The 16,347-nt window shown below is 56.2% G+C and carries 23 protein-coding genes; 13 read left to right on the forward strand and 10 right to left on the reverse strand.

Translation table 11 applies throughout. The annotated features are described in order from the left end of the window. Positions 1 to 36 precede the first annotated feature (36 nt). The 7 genes from B3H64_RS05580 to B3H64_RS05610 all read right to left on the reverse strand — a co-directional run bounded on the left by B3H64_RS05580 (position 37) and on the right by B3H64_RS05610 (position 5,982). Entirely contained in the window at positions 37 to 1,059 is a 1,023-nt protein-coding gene (locus tag B3H64_RS05580) for a glycosyltransferase family 2 protein (RefSeq protein ID WP_050617063.1), read from the reverse strand. Between the two features lie 11 nt (positions 1,060 to 1,070). Further along, positions 1,071 to 2,279: a UDP-galactopyranose mutase gene (gene glf / locus B3H64_RS05585; protein ID WP_286733632.1), complete on the reverse strand. Its 1,209-nt coding sequence runs from the start codon at positions 2,277 to 2,279 to the stop codon at positions 1,071 to 1,073. Between the two features lie 212 nt (positions 2,280 to 2,491). Then, positions 2,492 to 3,526 (reverse strand): tyrosine-type recombinase/integrase, encoded by a 1,035-nt coding sequence (locus B3H64_RS05590; RefSeq protein WP_278894497.1) that lies wholly within the window; start codon positions 3,524 to 3,526, stop codon positions 2,492 to 2,494. Positions 3,527 to 3,629: 103 nt separating this feature from the next. Next, positions 3,630 to 3,932 (reverse strand): hypothetical protein, encoded by a 303-nt coding sequence (locus B3H64_RS05595; RefSeq protein WP_286733636.1) that lies wholly within the window; start codon positions 3,930 to 3,932, stop codon positions 3,630 to 3,632. A 150-nt stretch (positions 3,933 to 4,082) separates the two neighbouring features. Beyond that, on the reverse strand, positions 4,083 to 5,171 hold the full coding sequence (locus B3H64_RS05600) for a type I restriction endonuclease (protein WP_278894500.1): 1,089 nt from the start codon (positions 5,169 to 5,171) through the stop codon (positions 4,083 to 4,085). 45 nt (positions 5,172 to 5,216) lie between these two features. Next, a complete protein-coding gene (locus B3H64_RS05605; RefSeq protein WP_286733638.1) occupies positions 5,217 to 5,633 on the reverse strand; it encodes an ImmA/IrrE family metallo-endopeptidase in 417 nt (138 codons plus the stop codon). Then, positions 5,626 to 5,982, reverse strand: a complete 357-nt coding sequence (locus B3H64_RS05610; protein ID WP_286733641.1) for a helix-turn-helix domain-containing protein — start codon at positions 5,980 to 5,982, stop codon at positions 5,626 to 5,628. The genes B3H64_RS05605 and B3H64_RS05610 overlap by 8 nt, the downstream gene beginning before the upstream one ends. Before the next feature lie 151 nt (positions 5,983 to 6,133). Between B3H64_RS05610 and B3H64_RS12055 the strand changes: the two genes are divergently transcribed. Further along, positions 6,134 to 6,355, forward strand: coding sequence for a helix-turn-helix transcriptional regulator (locus tag B3H64_RS12055; protein WP_414653463.1), 222 nt, complete (start codon positions 6,134 to 6,136; stop codon positions 6,353 to 6,355). Positions 6,356 to 6,522: 167 nt separating this feature from the next. On the opposite strand, the gene B3H64_RS05615 is transcribed toward B3H64_RS12055, so the two are convergent. Continuing rightward, positions 6,523 to 6,927, reverse strand: a complete 405-nt coding sequence (locus B3H64_RS05615; RefSeq protein WP_286733644.1) for a DUF2513 domain-containing protein — start codon at positions 6,925 to 6,927, stop codon at positions 6,523 to 6,525. Positions 6,928 to 7,269: 342 nt separating this feature from the next. On the opposite strand from B3H64_RS05615, the gene B3H64_RS05620 reads away from it, so the two are divergent. Further along, the gene (locus B3H64_RS05620; RefSeq protein ID WP_286733647.1) at positions 7,270 to 7,470 is read left to right on the forward strand and encodes a helix-turn-helix domain-containing protein; all 201 of its coding nucleotides are present in this window, start codon (positions 7,270 to 7,272) and stop codon (positions 7,468 to 7,470) included. A 14-nt stretch (positions 7,471 to 7,484) separates the two neighbouring features. On the opposite strand, the gene B3H64_RS05625 is transcribed toward B3H64_RS05620, so the two are convergent. After that, positions 7,485 to 7,727, reverse strand: coding sequence for a hypothetical protein (locus B3H64_RS05625; RefSeq protein WP_278894504.1), 243 nt, complete (start codon positions 7,725 to 7,727; stop codon positions 7,485 to 7,487). Positions 7,728 to 7,845: 118 nt separating this feature from the next. On the opposite strand from B3H64_RS05625, the gene B3H64_RS05630 reads away from it, so the two are divergent. Both B3H64_RS05630 and B3H64_RS05635 read left to right on the forward strand, forming a co-directional pair. Next, the gene (locus B3H64_RS05630) at positions 7,846 to 8,067 is read left to right on the forward strand and encodes a hypothetical protein (protein ID WP_286733650.1); all 222 of its coding nucleotides are present in this window, start codon (positions 7,846 to 7,848) and stop codon (positions 8,065 to 8,067) included. Positions 8,068 to 8,082: 15 nt separating this feature from the next. Further along, entirely contained in the window at positions 8,083 to 8,244 is a 162-nt protein-coding gene (locus tag B3H64_RS05635) for a hypothetical protein (protein WP_154666616.1), read from the forward strand. 11 nt (positions 8,245 to 8,255) lie between these two features. Here B3H64_RS05635 and B3H64_RS05640 read toward each other — a convergent pair whose 3' ends face one another. Next, the gene (locus B3H64_RS05640) at positions 8,256 to 8,423 is read right to left on the reverse strand and encodes a hypothetical protein (protein ID WP_154666615.1); all 168 of its coding nucleotides are present in this window, start codon (positions 8,421 to 8,423) and stop codon (positions 8,256 to 8,258) included. Positions 8,424 to 8,972: 549 nt separating this feature from the next. Here B3H64_RS05640 and B3H64_RS05645 point away from each other — a divergent pair. The 9 genes from B3H64_RS05645 to B3H64_RS05685 all read left to right on the forward strand — a co-directional run bounded on the left by B3H64_RS05645 (position 8,973) and on the right by B3H64_RS05685 (position 16,295). Continuing rightward, a complete protein-coding gene (locus B3H64_RS05645) occupies positions 8,973 to 9,164 on the forward strand; it encodes a hypothetical protein (RefSeq protein WP_154666614.1) in 192 nt (63 codons plus the stop codon). Between the two features lie 36 nt (positions 9,165 to 9,200). After that, complete coding sequence (locus B3H64_RS05650) at positions 9,201 to 9,650, forward strand: helix-turn-helix domain-containing protein (RefSeq protein WP_050617055.1); 450 nt, start codon at positions 9,201 to 9,203, stop codon at positions 9,648 to 9,650. A gap of 162 nt (positions 9,651 to 9,812) precedes the next feature. Further along, the gene (locus B3H64_RS05655; protein WP_286733654.1) at positions 9,813 to 10,157 is read left to right on the forward strand and encodes a hypothetical protein; all 345 of its coding nucleotides are present in this window, start codon (positions 9,813 to 9,815) and stop codon (positions 10,155 to 10,157) included. Further along, positions 10,150 to 10,896, forward strand: a complete 747-nt coding sequence (locus B3H64_RS05660; RefSeq protein WP_286733657.1) for a helix-turn-helix domain-containing protein — start codon at positions 10,150 to 10,152, stop codon at positions 10,894 to 10,896. Before B3H64_RS05655 ends, B3H64_RS05660 begins: the two co-directional genes overlap by 8 nt. Continuing rightward, a complete protein-coding gene (locus tag B3H64_RS05665; RefSeq protein WP_414653464.1) occupies positions 10,877 to 12,226 on the forward strand; it encodes an AAA family ATPase in 1,350 nt (449 codons plus the stop codon). Before B3H64_RS05660 ends, B3H64_RS05665 begins: the two co-directional genes overlap by 20 nt. A gap of 214 nt (positions 12,227 to 12,440) precedes the next feature. Next, complete coding sequence (locus B3H64_RS05670; protein WP_286733659.1) at positions 12,441 to 13,604, forward strand: DUF3102 domain-containing protein; 1,164 nt, start codon at positions 12,441 to 12,443, stop codon at positions 13,602 to 13,604. Then, a complete protein-coding gene (locus tag B3H64_RS05675) occupies positions 13,601 to 13,939 on the forward strand; it encodes a hypothetical protein (RefSeq protein ID WP_050617049.1) in 339 nt (112 codons plus the stop codon). Before B3H64_RS05670 ends, B3H64_RS05675 begins: the two co-directional genes overlap by 4 nt. Before the next feature lie 4 nt (positions 13,940 to 13,943). Beyond that, positions 13,944 to 15,710, forward strand: a complete 1,767-nt coding sequence (locus B3H64_RS05680) for a PcfJ domain-containing protein (RefSeq protein WP_286733661.1) — start codon at positions 13,944 to 13,946, stop codon at positions 15,708 to 15,710. Between the two features lie 312 nt (positions 15,711 to 16,022). Further along, entirely contained in the window at positions 16,023 to 16,295 is a 273-nt protein-coding gene (locus B3H64_RS05685) for a hypothetical protein (RefSeq protein ID WP_050617047.1), read from the forward strand. Positions 16,296 to 16,347 lie beyond the last annotated feature (52 nt).

The following is a 16,347-nucleotide window of genomic DNA, read 5'->3' on the forward strand; positions in this document are numbered from 1 at the left end:
AGGAGAAGGGCCGCGCCGGTCCGGCGCGGCCCCCGGTCAGTTGAACTTGTAAATCTTCCGGGCCAGCCGGTACAGGGATACCGACAGCTTCCGGCCCTGATAGCCGGGAAAGTTGCTGACGATGGAGAAGGAGCGATACTTCATCCGGTGGAACAGCCGGGGGGAGGCCGTGCGCAGATACTCCCACAGCTCGGTCTTTTTCCCCAGGGCTGCGGGGGAACCGTCGATGATGAGGAAGATGGAGGAGATGGTCATCATCATGGCCAGGTAGTTGAACATATAGTGCCCCAGCCGCCGGTGCTGGGCGGAGATCTGGGTCAGGTCGTGGCTGCCGATCATGAGGCGGGTCACCCGGAGCTGCTGGTCCACCCGCTTAACCATGACCTGCTCGTTGACGCTCTGGTCGGCCCGGCCGATGAAGTAGCGGTAGAAGTCCAGGTTCATGTAGTACAGAGTCTTGACGTAGGGCAGGGGCTGGTAGACAAAGATGTTGTCCACATAGAAGGTGTGCTTGGGCAGCTCCAGCCCGCACTGGCGCAGCAGCTCGGTGCGGTAGAACACCGAGTGCATCAGCAGATACTGGGAGGGGCGGAACCGGTCGATTTCGTCCCAGGTAAACACCCGTCCCTGGGGGAACACGTTGGTATACCGCATGACCTTTTGGGTGTGGTCCTCCACGTGCTCGTACACATAGTTGCACACCAAAAGGTCCACCGGCTCCGGCATCTGAGAGAACTCCCGCAGCTTGTCCACCACCTGGCGCAGAGCGTCCACGTCGGCCCAGTCGTCGGAGTCCACCACCTTGTAGTAGAGCCCCTGGGCGTGGCGCAGGCCCTGATTCACCCCCTCGCCGTGGCCGCCGTTCTCCTGGTGGATGACCCGGACGATATCGGGGTACTGCTGGGCATAGCGGTCGGCGATGGCGCCGGTGTTGTCCCTGGAGCCGTCGTCCACCAGGATGATTTCCACCTCGTCGCCTCCCTCCAGGAGGGTGTGGATGCAGTGCTCCATGTAGTCCTGCGAGTTGTAGCAGGGGACCGCGAATGTCAGAAGTTTCACAAAAACCGCTCCTATGACTTGGTCAGGAGGCTGTCGCAGAGCTCCAGGGTCCGCCCCGCGATGGCGTCCATGTTGTAATATTTATATTCGGCCAGACGGCCCAGCAGATGGAGGTTGGGGTACTCCGATGCCAGGGCCGCGTACTTGGCATAGAGGGCGTTGTTCTCCGGGTTGATGATGGAGTAGTAGGGGGTCTCGCCAGGGGCCCCGGTGTAGGCACGGGAGTACTCCTTCATGATGGTGGTAAGGCCGGGCAGATCCTGGCCGGTGAGGTGCTTGAACTCGGTGATGCGGGTGTAGTCCCGGTCCACTGTGTAGTTTACCGTACCGTGAGTCTGGTAGAACTGCTTCTCGTAGGTCTCAAACCGGAAGTCCAGGGTGCGGTAGGGAAGCTGCCCAAACCGGAAGCCGAAGAGCTCGTCGGCCTGTCCGGTGAAGATGACCGCGCCGGTAAAGGGCGCGCCGTCCAGGGTGACTGTTCCGCCCTCCAGCTTCACCCGGTCGCGGGCCTCCACGCCCAGCTCCACGGTGATGTTGGGGTGGTCCAGGATTTTTTGGAACATGGGCGTGTAGCCCTCCAAGGGCATCCCCTGGTAGGCGTCCTGGAAGTACCGGTCGTCCCGTGAGAGGCGCACCGGCACACGGGCGGTGGTGGCCGGGTCGATCTCCTCGGGGGTCTGGCCCCACTGCTTCATGGTGTAGTGGACGAAGACGTGCTCGTACACGTATTCCGCAATGGCGGCGATCTCCGGGTCGGGGTTCTGCCGCAGCTCCAGAATCGTCACCTGGCTCTGGGCGGGGTAGGCGTCCAGAAGCTTCTGCCCCAGCCGTTTGCCATCCTGGGCGCCGAAGGCATTTTCCAGGGAATCCAGGTTGAAGGGCACCGGAAAGCAAAAGCGGCCGTCGGACTTCTTGCGGGCCGGGACCACCTCCGGGTTGTCCCGGGGCAGATTCGCGATGACCCGGTGCTGATAACGCCGCCAGCCGGTGAACCGGGAGAGCCAGTCGAAGACCCGTTTGTTGGAGGTATGGAAGATATGGGGGCCGTATTGATGAATGAGCACGCCGTGGGCGTCGGGGCAGTCGTAGGCGTTGCCGCCGATGTGGTCCCGGCGCTCCAGCACCAGCACCCGCCGGCCGCCCCGCTCGGCCAGCTCCCGGGCCGCCACGGCCCCGGCGTAACCCGCACCGATGATCAGACAGTCAAAGGAATTCTCCATCCGATTCACACCTTTTTCAGGATTTCTTGTAGGTTGCTTCTTCATTTTACCATAGGAGGGGCTGGAAAGGAACGAAAAAAGTATTAAGGTTTCCTTAAAAGTTTTTAGTTGCCGTCAAACATATATTTAAAAATAATACCCATTTATTCTTAAAATGAGACAAATTAAAAACATTTTCTAAATTGTAGTTTTGCACATGTTTGGAAAACTAGTTACAAAACCTTCCGAATTTCCTTCGACAGAAAGTCGATATCAGTGTGCGTGTAGTGTTCCGTTACGTCCTTGTCTGCATGACCGAGGATGCGCTTCACTGCTAGCTCGTCTACGCCTGCTACCTTCATACGGGAGGCTGCCGTATGCCTGCACCAATGCGGGGTGGCGCCATCCGCGCCAAGTTCATGGACGACTGCCGGAAAGACTTTTTCGCGGAACCATTTTGAAGGTACCGGGCGGCCATTGGATCTGCATATAATGGTGCCCGCTCCCTTGGAAAGCCACTGATCCAAATATGGCTTGATCTGCGGGTGAACGGGGACGATGCGATCACGCCCTGCCTTGGTCTTCAACCCGCCCTGGAGATACCCGCCCTCGGCGTGGTAAGCCGCAGGGGTCAGGGTCAGAAATTCGGTAATCCGAAAGCCCGTATAACAGAGCATCAGCACCGCGTCGGCCCACGGGAAACCAGACTCCGCCAGGGATTTCAGCTTCTGGATCTGCTGCTCGTCAAAGGCCCCCTTTTCTCGTTTTTCCCCCACGGTGGGAAGCTCCACGAATGCGGAACAGTCCTTCCGCACGATGTCACGCTCCATAGCAAATTTGTAGAGCGCCTTCATCAGGATCTTGTCGTTCGTGATGGACGATTTGGACATACCGTTAGCCTCATCATCGTCAATGATCTGCTGGAGGTCGTCCACCGTGATCCGGTCCATGGGCCGTTCGGCCAGGGAGGCAAGGCGCGCCCAGGAGGCCCGGTAAGAGACCACAGATGCCGAGCCGACACGGGTATACTTCCGGGCCGACCACTGGCCATAGACCTCCTGCAGCGTTACTGGCGCAACCCTAGGCTTGACTTCTTGGCGGTTGTAGGCCTCCAGTGCGTCCTGAGCCTCACGGCTGGTGCGGTGATAAGACAGATACCGCTGTTTCCACAGGCCCGGTCGGGCCAGATAGGACACCCGGACGGCATAAGGCCGCCGACGGTTGGGACCCAGATTCACGATGGACCCAGTGCCGTTCGCTCTTCTCATTGACAGATTCCTCCTATTCCGATAAAATAGAAGGGTGAATGGGCCTCAAGCTATTCACCCCTTTTCCGCCGTCCCTGGTGTTGGCAGCGCCGGGGGCGGTTTTTTATTGCACTTTTTTGAGCTGGGCCACTTCCCGGTTGAGTTTCCGCACAGATGCCTCCAGGGCGGTCAGCCGACCGTCGATGATATCCATATCCTCCTCGCTGGGCATCCGGCGTAGAATTTCCTCCTGCCCCTCGGCTAGCAGGTTGAACTTTGGCGTGACCTCGTTCTCGATCAGAACGCCTACCTCCTGCATGATCTCCCGCTTCTGCTGGGCCAGCAGTTCATTGGTCTCGCCTATGATTTCTTTTTTCATGCCCTGCATCAACTGCGCGATTGCCTGTAGATCCTTTTCTTCTAGCATGCCCATGCTCCTTCCTTTGCTGGCGGTGCTACCACCCTGGGAAATTCCCCCAGAGGATCGGCGGCCACAGGTTAATACTCCGGCCTTCCTTAGTGGAAAACCGCCCCCGCAGGGGGCGGCATCCATTTTCACATTTAGGTTCAATTGGGATTACAAATACCTTTGCAAGACTGCCATCAGAGCTTCCTTATGCTGAGGTAAGTTATAAATATCATCTAGGGCATACTTGCATTCTTTTTTATCTTCTCCAGGGAGGATCAGTGTTTTTTGCTTATCAGTCAACCGAAGACGGCAGATCCACTTTCTAGTATTTGCTTTGTAAAGAATATTAATATAAGACTCTGTGTCCTTGTATGTGATGTCCTTGATATCAACAGCATCGCTAAGTAAATTTTTGACAATAAAGTATGCTTCGAGCTCCTCTTCGGTTGTGACGATATTGGGACCGCGCTTTTCTTCAACCTCAACAGGTTGCTCAGGTTCCGTCTCCGTTTCCGGCTTGGTATCGGAAATGGAGACGCTTCCGCCTGATCCTCCGAGGGCAGTTTTAATCTTGTCGTTCATCATTTCGCTTATGAGATCGTTTAGAGCTTTACGAAGGATGGGCCGGAACTTTTCGATTACATTTTGGGTTTTGGGCCCCGAATAACAACCCTGCAGGAAAAACCGTATGAAATCATCAGATGGGGTGTTGAGCTGTTCGCTAAAGGTGCTTTTGAACTCGTGAACATATTTCAGTTCCGATGCTGTGCTGAAGATAGAATCAATATCAAAAACGTTTTTGCAGAACTTTTTCAGCTCTGGCACCTGGTTATCCCGTATATCTAAAATGTTGATAGAGAGGAAGGGATCATCATCCATCTTGTTAGGGCTGTCCAGGTCGGTATAAAAGCGATATATGACACCATTGGTCAATACAGCAAATTTAGCCGTGCTCGTCCCAAAATAACGGAACAACTGAGAATCGTGCTTCTCAAGATTTTCGGTGACAGATTTGCATTCAACCAAAATGACGGGTTCTCCATCCTTGATGATTGCGTAGTCCACCTTCTCTCCCTTTTTGATGCCGACGTCAGCCGTAAACTCTGGCACAAATTCCTGGGGATTAAAAACGTCGTATCCCAGCATAGAAAAGAAAGGCATGATAATGGCCGTTTTCGTAGCTTCCTCTGTTGAAATTGAGTCTTTTAAGGACTCGACTCGCTTTGCAAACTGTTTTAGTTGGTCAATGAAATCCATATTATTCCCTCTCTTTCTATCCCGTGGCTCCTACCAAACGCAGATTTATGCTCCGGCCTTCCTGTGGTAGTATTCTATCGCGCCCCGCATGAAAGGCTCGGTAACATCAAAATACTCGGCCAGCTCCCACGGCTCACGATATCCGTGGAGAACAGCCCGCATCAGCTCGTCCTCAGGGACGAGCTTTTGATATGCCCATTGATTGGCCCGGTTCTCATGCTTCTGCCGGACATCCAAAGCGGCATCTTCATTGTAAAAGCTGCCGGTCGAACAGTGGCCAAGCTCATGCCCAAGCTTGACTTTTTCCTCCGCCAGCGTGCTCAAGTACCAAGGATCCATAGCGATATAGCAATCTCCATCCGGGGCAACCATGGAGAGAGACTCGGCGCTCTCCATCGTAAACCAATAAACCCCGATCCCATGCTGCCCGGCATAGTCATAGAGATCGATGATATCATTCATCCCGTTTTTTCTCCTGCTTTTTTCTCTGGGCCACAAAAGCGGCAAAATTCTTCACGTCGGCCCACATCGCGTCCATGTCCTCGGCGGAGAAGTCTTTGTCTCCGCCCCAAAAGGCGGCTTTGATATCATCCTCGGTGGCTGAGACATTATCCCTTGAATCCAATTTGCCCCCTAAGAGGTAATCAATGGAGACGTCAAAATACGCTGCTATCCGTTTAAGTGTATCGAAGTCAGGCTCGTACTTTCCGGTCTCATACCCTGAGAGTGCGGCCTGACTGACTGATACAGCTTTGGCCAAATCGACCTGTTTTATATTGCGTTCTAGCCGAAGCACCTTAATACGGTTCATAATATCAACCACCTTGATAGCATCATAGCGTATCAGCATACTGCTGAAAAGAGTATTTCAAGAAAATCAATAAAAATACTTGACATATAAAGATTATTGATATAATATAAAACCGTAATATCAAGATACTTGAAATAAGAGGGGTGAAAAAATGAAAGGTCTTAAATCAATTCGAACCAAAAATGAATTGACGCAAACGGAGCTGGCCAAACAACTGGGAGTTACCCAATCGACCGTAGCTATGTGGGAATCTGGGACTGTAATGCCAACGGGGGCAATGATCCCTCAGATTGCTGACGTATTGGGCTGCACCATTGATGCCCTCTATGGCCGGGAACCACCCGGACCCCAGGCCGATCCGGTCGCGAGCTGAAAGGAGGGATGATATGCTCAGCTTTGTTTGGACCGTTGCAATAATCGTGTGCGTCATTGGTTGGGTAAAAAACCATGTCGGGTTACTGGTCATCTGTTACTACATGCAAACGAAGGGCTACACGCCCCCATCTGAAGAAGAGATGAAGGCGTGTAGTACGGCGGTAATCAAACGGCTCCTGGGGAGGAAAGGCCGAACTGGGCCTTGATAATTTCGGAGATTACGTTGCTGGCAATTTGGGTGAGTGCAGACAGAGACGCTGAACCGATCTTGCTGGAAACGGATTTAACGCCAGCCCATATGTCATCCTTGTGAACGTTGGCAAGAAACTCATGACCCTTATAGGTGAGGCATTGAATCAACTTAACGCCCGGTAAATTCCGCCCCAGCGTTTCAATGGTTATGAGTTCCAAAAAGCCACCATCCTCAAGCATGAGACAGGTGTACTCCAGTTGATCGGAACTATACACCGGGAGCCTTTCGTGCAAAAGATTGATGGTCAGGCATTCATCAAAACCGAGCGATTCGACCTCAAGCAAGATGTCCCTTACGCAGTCAGGATTCAGTACCATTCTTTTTACCTCCTTTCTCTGCCCACATCTTACCACAGGGCGGGGCCGGGAGGCAACCAAGACAGCGTGTGAGAGGAGTTCACCAATGAAACGACTGCACCGCATCCATGACGGCCTGCTGTTTGTGGCCATGGTCCTGCTTTGCCTGGGCCTGCCGCAGTGGTGAGTTAGGTCGAGCGCAGAGGGAGGTGAGGAAATGCGGAAAGACGAAGAATGGAGCCTGACGCACTATAAAAATGGGCTGCGGAAATTCAGTTGCTTCCCGGTAGACGCTTATATCCGGCTTGGAATTGCCTGCGTATCTCTTATAGTGTCCGTAATAGCGCTGTTATTGACACAATAATGGAGCAGCGGGGGCTGATCCGCGCCCAAGTGGCCGAGGCGCTGGGAGTGACGGAGATGGCCGTCTATAAGTGGGAGACGGGAAAAGGGTACCCCAGCGCGGACAAGCTGCCACTACTTGCTGAGGCACTCCACTGCACCATTGATGCCCTCTATGGCCAAGAACCACCCGGACCCCAGGCCGATCCGGTCGCGAGCTGAAAGGGAAGTGGTAATTACTCAAATCGCTTGTAAGTTTCGAAAAGTGCATTTAGCCGTTCAATTTCTTCCAATGCCTGTTCATGGGTAATATTTTTGTCGTATTCCTGCGTAATCATTTTCCGTTTCTCATTGCAGACATATGCAGCTATAGCGCATTCGATTTCTTTTGCGGTTGACCGACGATGTGTAGCGGCTAACTCACAAATATCATTGAAGAGGTTCCCATCCATACGAAGAGTAAAACGTTTTTCTTCCATATATATCCTCCATATTTTGACGTCTCATGTCTTAATTATAAGCATAATTAGCCAGATTATCAATTAAGACTATTGACGTCTTAATAATGACATGCTATATTTACTAAGGGGTGACGTCATGAAGATGACAAAAGACAATGGGGCGCGTTTGACATTCCGTACGACGGGGGAAGTCAACAAGGCGCTGGAAATGTATGCAAGGCGGACATGCAGGACAAAAAACTCCATTATTAACGAAGCTGTCCATATCTATGTTGCAGAAAAAATTTTAGGCTGCACCATTGATGCCCTCTATGGCCGAGAACCACCCGGACCCCAGGCCGATCCGGCCGTGAGCTGAAAGGAGAAAGCACCGATGAACGTCTATTCCGTATCAATCAAAGTAGATGATAAAGAGCTAAAGGAAATTCTGGAAGAGCTGACCAAGGCACAGGAAACCATATATCAGTGTTACAGCAGATTAAACAACCTCGGGATGATTGAGTTTTGTAAAAAGGAGGCCGCCAGCAGTAACTGACGGCGCCTATGCTATTTTTTCTCAAGTTCATCAACAAATGCACTGAGTACGGCTTTGATACTATCTCGCAGCTTATTTATATCACCGATACTCGCAGGATTGCTGGCGCTCCATGAATGAGGCATGGAGTCAATTTCAAATACCCGGATTGCTTTGCGCAGTCCATCAATGTCAATCATGAAACCACCTCCTTTCTCCGCCCACATCTTACCACAGGGCGGGGCGGGAGGCAACCAGGCCGATCCGGCCGTGAGCTGAAAGGAGGCGGGCTTACGGGAAATCTCATTACCTGTCCGATAGAACGCACTTTTAAGAGGAAGGGGGCGTAAATCTTGAACCGCAGAATACACCCAAAGCCACCCGCCCCGACGGATGAAGAAATTCTGTCCTATGATAACGTACCCCTGGCCGTGGCGGCCAGATACATCGGCTGGACGGAGATGGCGCTCCGCCTGGCATTGCGGGAGCAGAGGGCCCCCTTCGGGATGTCCGTTGAAGGGGAGTCCAGGTACACATTTAATATCAGCCCGGGCGGACTGGTCCGGTACAAAAGAGAGGGCGGGCTACTGATCCCGTTCGAGGCAATCTGCGAGGCAGTAAAGGAGGCGATGCGCGCATGACCCGCATCCGGGACAGCCTGCTGCTTGGGGGCATGGTCCTGCTTTGCCTGGGCCTGCCGCAGTGGGTGGAGTATTTCTTATCATGATCTGGAGGAGAACCTTATGTTTATGCCGAGCACTACGGAACAGAACAACATCAAGAAATGGCTGGAGCGACAGGTCCCGCCCCAGAGCCTGCGGCAGGTGGATACGCTGACCTGCAATGCAGTCCGCATTACGTACCGGGACGGCAAGACGGCCCTGATCATCTGTCAGCAAGACGGCACCATTACGCTGATGGACGACGTGGAAGCCTGTTGACTACCATCATTATACCCGCCGGGAGGAACAATTACCATGTACGACAACTACCGGAATATCTATCAAGCTGCGCGCAAGACTGCCGGTTTGACCCAGGAAAGAGCAGCCGAGGCCCTTGGCATCTGCGTTGAGAGTATCCGAGCCTATGAGCAGGGGCAGCGGGTCCCATCCGATGAAGTCGTGTCCAGGATGGTGGACCTCTATGATAACCGCTTCCTGGCCGTACAGCACCTGCGGGCCAACGCGGAGCTGGCCCGGCGCATCATCCCAGAGATGGCGGAGATGCCCCTGTCAGAGGCAATCATGCAGCTTCTCAGTCAGATCTATGCCTTTGCCGATAAGCATAGGGACAAGGATCTCCTATCCATTGGGGCCGACGGACGAATCGACAATGAGGAGAGGCCCCTATACGATAAGATTCTCTCCGAGGTGGAGGGACTGGGGAAGGCCGCCATGGCCCTGCGCTATGCGCAGGAGCACGCATAGGACAAACCAACTCAAACATTGGAAATTTGGAGGACGAGCCCATGAGCATAAAAAAAGTGGGCCCACGCGCCGACTGGCATCGACGCACAGGCCCTTGGTTCTGCTCTAAAAACCAGGTTCATTTTATCAGATTGAAAAGCGTTTTGCAAGGGGGTGGCAGCGGTGTCTATTGAGACGACTTTAGCAGAGCTTGACGCCGAAAGGGCTATCCGAGAAGCCCGAAGAGCCGAAGACTGGGCAAAGGCGCTGGACAAGCTGTCCGTCACCTTTGAAGCCGGCCACGGCGGAGGATACCCGGACTGCCTGAAAGGAAAAAAGCCGATGGAACGGCTGTCGCACCTGCGGAGCATCGGATTTCGGGTGCGGGAGCAGTATGACATGCCGGCCGACCCGGTCATAGGCCCGGAGGTCGATCAGCTCTGGGCTGTCTTGTCCGGCGGGATCGCGGTCTGCCTGACGGACGGATTTGTATGTCAACACGGGAAGGGGGGGAGCGAACATGGATGAGCGCACTCCCTCCTATATGGCGTATCTCCCGGCCAAGGTGCGATATGATCCGGAGCTTCGGCCCAATGCCAAGCTGCTCTATGCCGAAATCACGGCTCTGGCCGACGCCAAGGGCTACTGCTGGGCCAGCAACGCCTACTTCTCAAAGCTGTTTGATATGGTGCCTAAATCCATCAGCCGGCTGATCTCACTCCTGGGCGAGAAGGGATACATAATGATTGAGGTCATCCGAGACGCCTCCACAAACGCGGTTGTAAAGCGGAGGCTATGGGTAGACACCCCTATCCACCAAAAAGAGGATACCCCTCCCCACCCGGAGGGGACCCCTATCCACCAAAAAGAGGGGACCCCTCTCCACCAAAAAGTGGAGGAGAACGTAACAAGTATAGAACGTAATACCCCCTATAGCCCCCCAGAGGCGAAACAGCGGAAAAAGGAACTTCCGAAAGAATCTGCAGATCTGCTCAACAGCTATGTGGCGGAACACCCGGTACTGAGGGACACCCTGAAAAACTTTGTGGACGCCCGCATGGAGCTGCCAAAGGCCAAGCACAGTCCAGCGGCTTACAAGGCCCTGCTGTCCCGACTGGACCGTTTTTCCTCGGGAGATGATGCCGTAAAGGCGGACATGCTCAGTTTGGCCGCTTCCGCCGGATGGATCACAGTCTACGAGCCAAAGGCGCGGGACCGGCCAGCGGCTCGGGATGGCGGGGAGGAGGATGACCGTGTTGTCGAGTGAGCTGCCTGACGTAAGCCAGTGGCTCGTGTACGAGCCGCGGTTCCTGGACCCAGATATGCCACGCGGCCTGTGGTTCTGTGACGGGCCGGAGGCTGTCTATACCATCCAGATCAACGCCGTTTGCCTTGCTTCCGGGGTGGAGTGGGCGGATCTCCCAAAGTGCGCGGAGTTCGTCCAGGCATTCCCGTATGTGGTCATTGTATCCCCAGACCCGGAGCGCCGCCACAAGATGGTGGAGGAAATCCGACGACGCCTGACCGGGACACCGCTCTACGTGGCCCAGGACAAAGCGTTTCGGGGCTGCAAATCAATCCCGGAATTGAAAGCGGCTCACGGTATCAAGGCTTTAGACCAGATCCTGCTGGACGTGATGGAGCTCCCGGTCTACGGGTTGCTGGATCTGGCGGATGTGAAACAGCCGAATGTATCACAAATGCCACGGGCTCTGTCCGGCATCGGCAATTTGGACCGGGCCATCGGCGGGTTTTACATGGGGGAGCTCTCCGTATGGACCGGGCGGCGAGGCGAGGGCAAGAGCACGCTGCTGGGGCAGATGCTCCTAGAGTCGATTGATCAGGGCATCCCAGTGTGCGCCTACTCCGGTGAGCTCCCGGCCTGGAAGTTCAAATACTGGACATCGCTCCAGGCGGCGGGACCGGATAATATCGCTATGCAGCAGGACAAGCGCAGCGGCCGCAAGGTGCCAAGGGTCTCTGAGGTCGTACAGGCCCAGATAGACGAATGGTATCGCCGCAGGTTTTTCCTCTGCGACATTGGAGACAGTGCCTCGCATGATGGGGATCGGATCATCAAACTGTTCAGCTACGCCCGCAATTTTTACGGCGCCAAGGTGTTCCTGGTAGACAACATCATGACGGCCAGATTCAAAACACGCCGGGACGAGGATTACTATCGGGCTCAGTCCAACTTTGTAGAGGCTTTGGTCAGCTTTGCCAAGCATGCCGGGGTCCATGTGCACTTGGTTGCCCACCCACGCAAGACAGACGGCAAACACCTGAAGGTGGACGATGTGGGCGGAATCGGGGATATTACAAATTTCGCGGACAATGTGTTCTCCCTGGAGCGCGGTGTCCGGGGCGGAAAAAGAGGAGAAGATCCCGTGGAGCCACGGACCGAGCTGAGTGTTCTGAAAAATCGCTCTTTTGGCGAAAAACGGACCATCGGGTTGGAGTTTGAAGCTATGTCGAAACGGTTTTACAGGTTGGAGACCGGCCCGAGCAAACGGTTCGGGTGGGAGCTGTCTGGAGAACAGATCCCCATGCAGACGACGGTGAGGGACGAAGATGACCCATTCAAGGAGGGAAACTGATTGCAGATTGGGGAAAGAGTGCGCTTTAAGCCGTCGGTCTTTGCAGAGGAAGCGTCTGTTGCCGTAGAACGACAAAAACCGAAGGCCCCCACAGTAGAGGGTACCGTTTGGTACATACATCCAGAGCGACGCTTTTACATCGTAGAGTACAAGGTGAATGGGCACACCTTGAGGCAAACTTTATTTTTTAACCAACGCTGAAAGGAGTTTGACCATGGGAAAGACTATGGGAAAAACGAATGATCGCTGTCCCCTCCAGGCCGAGTGTGAGAAGAAATGCGCTTATGTGGGCCGGGAGCTGGACTGCCATTATTACGATAACAACGCCCGGCCAGGCTATGAGATCGATGACCAAGAGGAGTTGCGCAGAGCCCGGTGGAGAGAGGCCGAGGAGGCGGAGCTGGCCGCTATGTCGAGCTACAAACCTGAGCGGCCCGACCGGACCATTGAGACGGTCACCGTTGAGATCCTGGATCTGAAGCGGGAGGCCGGGGAGGCCATCTTGGACATCGGCGCCCGGCTCATAGAGGCCAAAGGGATGCTTTCCCATGGGGAGTGGCTGCCCTGGCTCACCGAGCAGGTTGAGTTTTCGGAGCGGACTGCCCAGAACTTTATGCGTCTTGCCAGAGAGTGGTCAAATCCGCAGACGCTTGCGGATTTGGGAGCCTCCAAAGCCTTGGCGCTCTTGGCCTTGCCGGCGGAGGAGCGGGAGCGGTTCCTGAGCGAGACCCACGAGGTGGACGGCAAGGAGATGCCCGTTATCGACATGTCCGCCCGGCAGCTGGAGCAGGCCATCAAGGAGCGGGACGAGGCCCGGAAAGCTGCCGAGGCCGCCAGGGCCGACGCCGCCGCTGCGGAGCAGGCCCGGGCGAAGATGGAGGCCGACATGAAGGTGGTCAACGCCACGCTGGAGTCGGCCCGTGCGGAGAAGGAACAGGCGGATCGGGAGGCTGCCCGCCTGGAACAGGAGCTGACTGAGCTGAAGAACCGGCCGGTGGACGTGGCGGTGGAGACTGTGGTGGACCAGGAGTCCATCGAGCAGGGCAGGGCAGAGGCCATGGCCGAGATGCAGGCCAAGCTGGACAAGGCCAAGGAGGCGAAGGCCAAGGCCGACGAAAAGCGCAAGGCCGCCGAGGCCGCTCTGGAGCAGGCCCAGGCTCAGCTCAAGGACTCCGAGCAGGCCCGGAAAAATGCCGTGCTGGCCTCCGATGAGGACGTGTCCATGTTCAAGCTCCTCTTCCAACAGTCGCAGGAGACGGCCAACAAGATGCACGGCATTCTCCTCAAGCTGCGTGGAAGGACTGACCATACCGCCGCCCAAGGGGCGGAGAAGGCGCTGAGGGCCCTGGCCGAGGCCATCGGGAGGTGTGCGGAATGATCCAGGAGGCGATCCGAAAGCTGAAGGAGCAGCAGAGCAAGGTAAAGGAGCGCTCCCCTCAGTGGATGGTGGCGGAGCAGCTCATGGACCTGTGCCGGGCGGAGCCGGCGTGTGCCGAGCTCCTGGCCCAGGACCTGGAGGTGGAGGCCATGTCCATCGTGGAGGCGGAGAAGAAGATCAAGGCATTCGCGGACAGCCACAAGAGCGGGGGCTTTGCCTGTGTCACCCCGGCGGAGTCCGACCGCATCCTACGGGAGTTCTACGGACTGCCCCAGCGGCAGGAGTCCGGCTCTACCGGCCTCCTCGGGCTGGATCTGGCCGACTTCTGGGGGTGAGGACATGGAGGATGTGCGTAAACTGGTGTCCCTCCAGCCGCCGGAGGGCTTTCTCACCTGGGCCTCGGCAATCCTTCAGGATGAGCTGGACACCCACGGTTTTCTCTATGAGCTGGAGTGGGTGGAGGACTACGGCCTGGACGTGATGCTGGACGAGTGGGCCAGACCCCGGAAGCGGAAGATGGTCCGCGTGCAGTGCTCCTGTTGCGGCCATCAGGATCTGTACCACTACGGCCGGGGACAAAAGGGCTATGGATTTATCCTGCCGGAGAGCTTTACCGAGGTAGAGGGCGGGATGGTGTACGAGGATGGGGAAGAGATCCTCTGCCCCAACTGCGGCGTTCAGGTCCAGATCCGCCGGAAGGCGGACCTGCGGCGGAAGGGCTATTTTGTCTCCGCCGAGGGACGGGCTATGAGCGCCGCCGTGGTGGGCCCCGATCACCTGCTGGCCCTGACGGGCTGGGTGATCCAGAGAAAGGTGTCCTTCGGAGGTGGGGAGCACCTGGATGCCATCCCGGCGGAGTCCTATGTGTTCTCCGCTTCGGACTGCACCCAGCTCAAGGGCTGGAGCAACGCCTACAGCGGCCATGCCGGTTATTTCATCCAGTACAACCGGGAGTGGCGGCAGCCCCGGGATTGGATGGAGCAGTGGGGGGAGGAGGACAACATCTTCGGCCTCACCGATGAGCTGGTGGCGGAGAGCTGCCTGCCCCACTGCAAGCTGGACGTCTATATGGAGGACCGGCCCGGAGCGTTCCACTTCCCGGTGGCCTGGCTGCGGCTCTATCAGGCCCACCCCAATGTGGAGGCGGCGCTGGTCCACGGTCTGCCACAAGTGCTGGACGATCTCATTTACAGCCAGGTCCGGGCAGCCAAGTGGGACAAGAACACGAAGGGCAGGCTGGATATCCCTGAGCTGGACTGGAGCCAGACCAGGCCCGCCAAAATGCTGCACCTGAACCGGGAAGAGCTGCGCCTGGCCCGGGAGCAGGACTGGAACCAGCTCTTTTGGGACCTGTTTCGATACAGCAAGGCGGCGGGGGAGCTCCTGACCGGGGAAGACATCGTCAACGCCTTCTACCTGGGCGACGAGCATGTGGGACAACTGGTGGGCCGCGGCCCAGTGGCCAAGAGCATCCGGTACCTGCTTCAGCAGTGCGGGCAGTGGGAGGCCAACTACGTCCCGGAGCCGGAGGACGAGGACCCGCCGGCGTATGCCCAGGTACCGGATGTGCAGATCCTCACAGATTACTGGGACATGGCGGAGCGGCTGGGCTGGGACCTGAGCAATGAGCGAGTGCGCTACCCACATGATCTGTTCGCCGCCCACGACGAGGCCACCGCCCAGATGTCCCAACTGGAGGAGAAGGGGCTGGCGTCCAAGTTTCGGGTACGTCGGATGGTGCTGCGCAAGTACGCCTTCGCGGCGGACGGCCTGCTGATCCGGCCAGCGGCCAGCCAGCAGGAGCTGACCGATGAGGGCAACGCCCTCCACCACTGCGTCAGCACCTATGGGAAGAAGCACGCCAACGGGAAAACGGCCATTTTCTTCATCCGGAGGAAGAACATGCCCCGGAAGTCCTTCTACACCCTGGAGCTGGATGAACGGAAGCTGACAGTACAGCAGAACCGGGGGATGCGGAACTGCCCACGAACCCCGGAGGTGCGGGCCTTTGAGGACCTGTGGCTGAGCTGGGTCAGGGCCGGTGCGCCCAGAGACAGCGCTGGGAAGCCGATATGCAGAAAGGCTGTCCAGCCCAGTACGGCGTGAGACTGACGAGGCGATGAGGACCAAAAGGAGGCGGAAACGTGAAAAGGATACCCGTATGCAGGCAGTGCGAGCACATGGAGTTGACCGGCAGAGCGCGAATTACTGGCAACAGCCGCCCGGAAGGGCCGCGCGGAGACTGTATGTGTAAGCACCCCACGGCTGTGGAGACTTTCTCGCGAGTTTGCCCGCACAGCCCCAGGATGGCGGCCTTTATTGGATTCACGAAACCCGGCGAGGAATATCCGAACATCAAGACATCGCCGCGCTGGTGCCCCCTGCGCGAGAATGGAGAAGCCTAAAGGAGGGTTGAACATGGATAGGTTGACTGTAAGACGATCAGATGGACGGGTTGCCATTGCGAATAAAGACGGTGCTACACCGACAGAGCAAGCGTTTAAGATTCCAACGGTAATCAACCGTCTCGCCGCCTACGAGGACACAGGCCTGGAGCCGGAGGAAATCAAAAAAATCAAGCAGGATGTCGAAGATGGCTATATGAAGTCTACCGCTCGATGCTATGGGATCAATGTCTCCCGCCTCCGTGAGCTGGCCCGGGCTGACCGGGAGGGGCGGTGCGGAGGATGAGGCGACGAAAGGAGGCACACGTGAAACCGATCCTGTTTAACACCGAAATGGT

The organism is Intestinimonas sp. UBA1698, assembly GCF_002320075.1.
Classification (GTDB): domain Bacteria; phylum Bacillota; class Clostridia; order Oscillospirales; family Oscillospiraceae; genus Intestinimonas; species Intestinimonas massiliensis.

Bases quoted from the DNA above. Each gene is read 5' to 3' on its own strand.
- glf (WP_286733632.1), bottom strand. From the start codon at position 2,279: ATGGAGAATTCCTTTGACTGTCTGATCATCGGTGCGGGTTACGCCGGG.
- B3H64_RS05590 (WP_278894497.1), bottom strand. From the start codon at position 3,526: ATGAGAAGAGCGAACGGCACTGGGTCCATCGTGAATCTGGGTCCCAAC.
- B3H64_RS05595 (WP_286733636.1), bottom strand. From the start codon at position 3,932: ATGCTAGAAGAAAAGGATCTACAGGCAATCGCGCAGTTGATGCAGGGC.
- B3H64_RS05600 (WP_278894500.1), bottom strand. From the start codon at position 5,171: ATGGATTTCATTGACCAACTAAAACAGTTTGCAAAGCGAGTCGAGTCC.
- B3H64_RS05605 (WP_286733638.1), bottom strand. From the start codon at position 5,633: ATGAATGATATCATCGATCTCTATGACTATGCCGGGCAGCATGGGATC.
- B3H64_RS05610 (WP_286733641.1), bottom strand. From the start codon at position 5,982: ATGAACCGTATTAAGGTGCTTCGGCTAGAACGCAATATAAAACAGGTC.
- B3H64_RS12055 (WP_414653463.1), top strand. From the start codon at position 6,134: ATGAAAGGTCTTAAATCAATTCGAACCAAAAATGAATTGACGCAAACG.
- B3H64_RS05615 (WP_286733644.1), bottom strand. From the start codon at position 6,927: ATGGTACTGAATCCTGACTGCGTAAGGGACATCTTGCTTGAGGTCGAA.
- B3H64_RS05620 (WP_286733647.1), top strand. From the start codon at position 7,270: ATGGAGCAGCGGGGGCTGATCCGCGCCCAAGTGGCCGAGGCGCTGGGA.
- B3H64_RS05625 (WP_278894504.1), bottom strand. From the start codon at position 7,727: ATGGAAGAAAAACGTTTTACTCTTCGTATGGATGGGAACCTCTTCAAT.
- B3H64_RS05630 (WP_286733650.1), top strand. From the start codon at position 7,846: ATGAAGATGACAAAAGACAATGGGGCGCGTTTGACATTCCGTACGACG.
- B3H64_RS05635 (WP_154666616.1), top strand. From the start codon at position 8,083: ATGAACGTCTATTCCGTATCAATCAAAGTAGATGATAAAGAGCTAAAG.
- B3H64_RS05640 (WP_154666615.1), bottom strand. From the start codon at position 8,423: ATGATTGACATTGATGGACTGCGCAAAGCAATCCGGGTATTTGAAATT.
- B3H64_RS05645 (WP_154666614.1), top strand. From the start codon at position 8,973: ATGCCGAGCACTACGGAACAGAACAACATCAAGAAATGGCTGGAGCGA.
- B3H64_RS05650 (WP_050617055.1), top strand. From the start codon at position 9,201: ATGTACGACAACTACCGGAATATCTATCAAGCTGCGCGCAAGACTGCC.
- B3H64_RS05660 (WP_286733657.1), top strand. From the start codon at position 10,150: ATGGATGAGCGCACTCCCTCCTATATGGCGTATCTCCCGGCCAAGGTG.
- B3H64_RS05665 (WP_414653464.1), top strand. From the start codon at position 10,877: ATGACCGTGTTGTCGAGTGAGCTGCCTGACGTAAGCCAGTGGCTCGTG.
- B3H64_RS05670 (WP_286733659.1), top strand. From the start codon at position 12,441: ATGGGAAAGACTATGGGAAAAACGAATGATCGCTGTCCCCTCCAGGCC.
- B3H64_RS05675 (WP_050617049.1), top strand. From the start codon at position 13,601: ATGATCCAGGAGGCGATCCGAAAGCTGAAGGAGCAGCAGAGCAAGGTA.
- B3H64_RS05680 (WP_286733661.1), top strand. From the start codon at position 13,944: ATGGAGGATGTGCGTAAACTGGTGTCCCTCCAGCCGCCGGAGGGCTTT.
- B3H64_RS05685 (WP_050617047.1), top strand. From the start codon at position 16,023: ATGGATAGGTTGACTGTAAGACGATCAGATGGACGGGTTGCCATTGCG.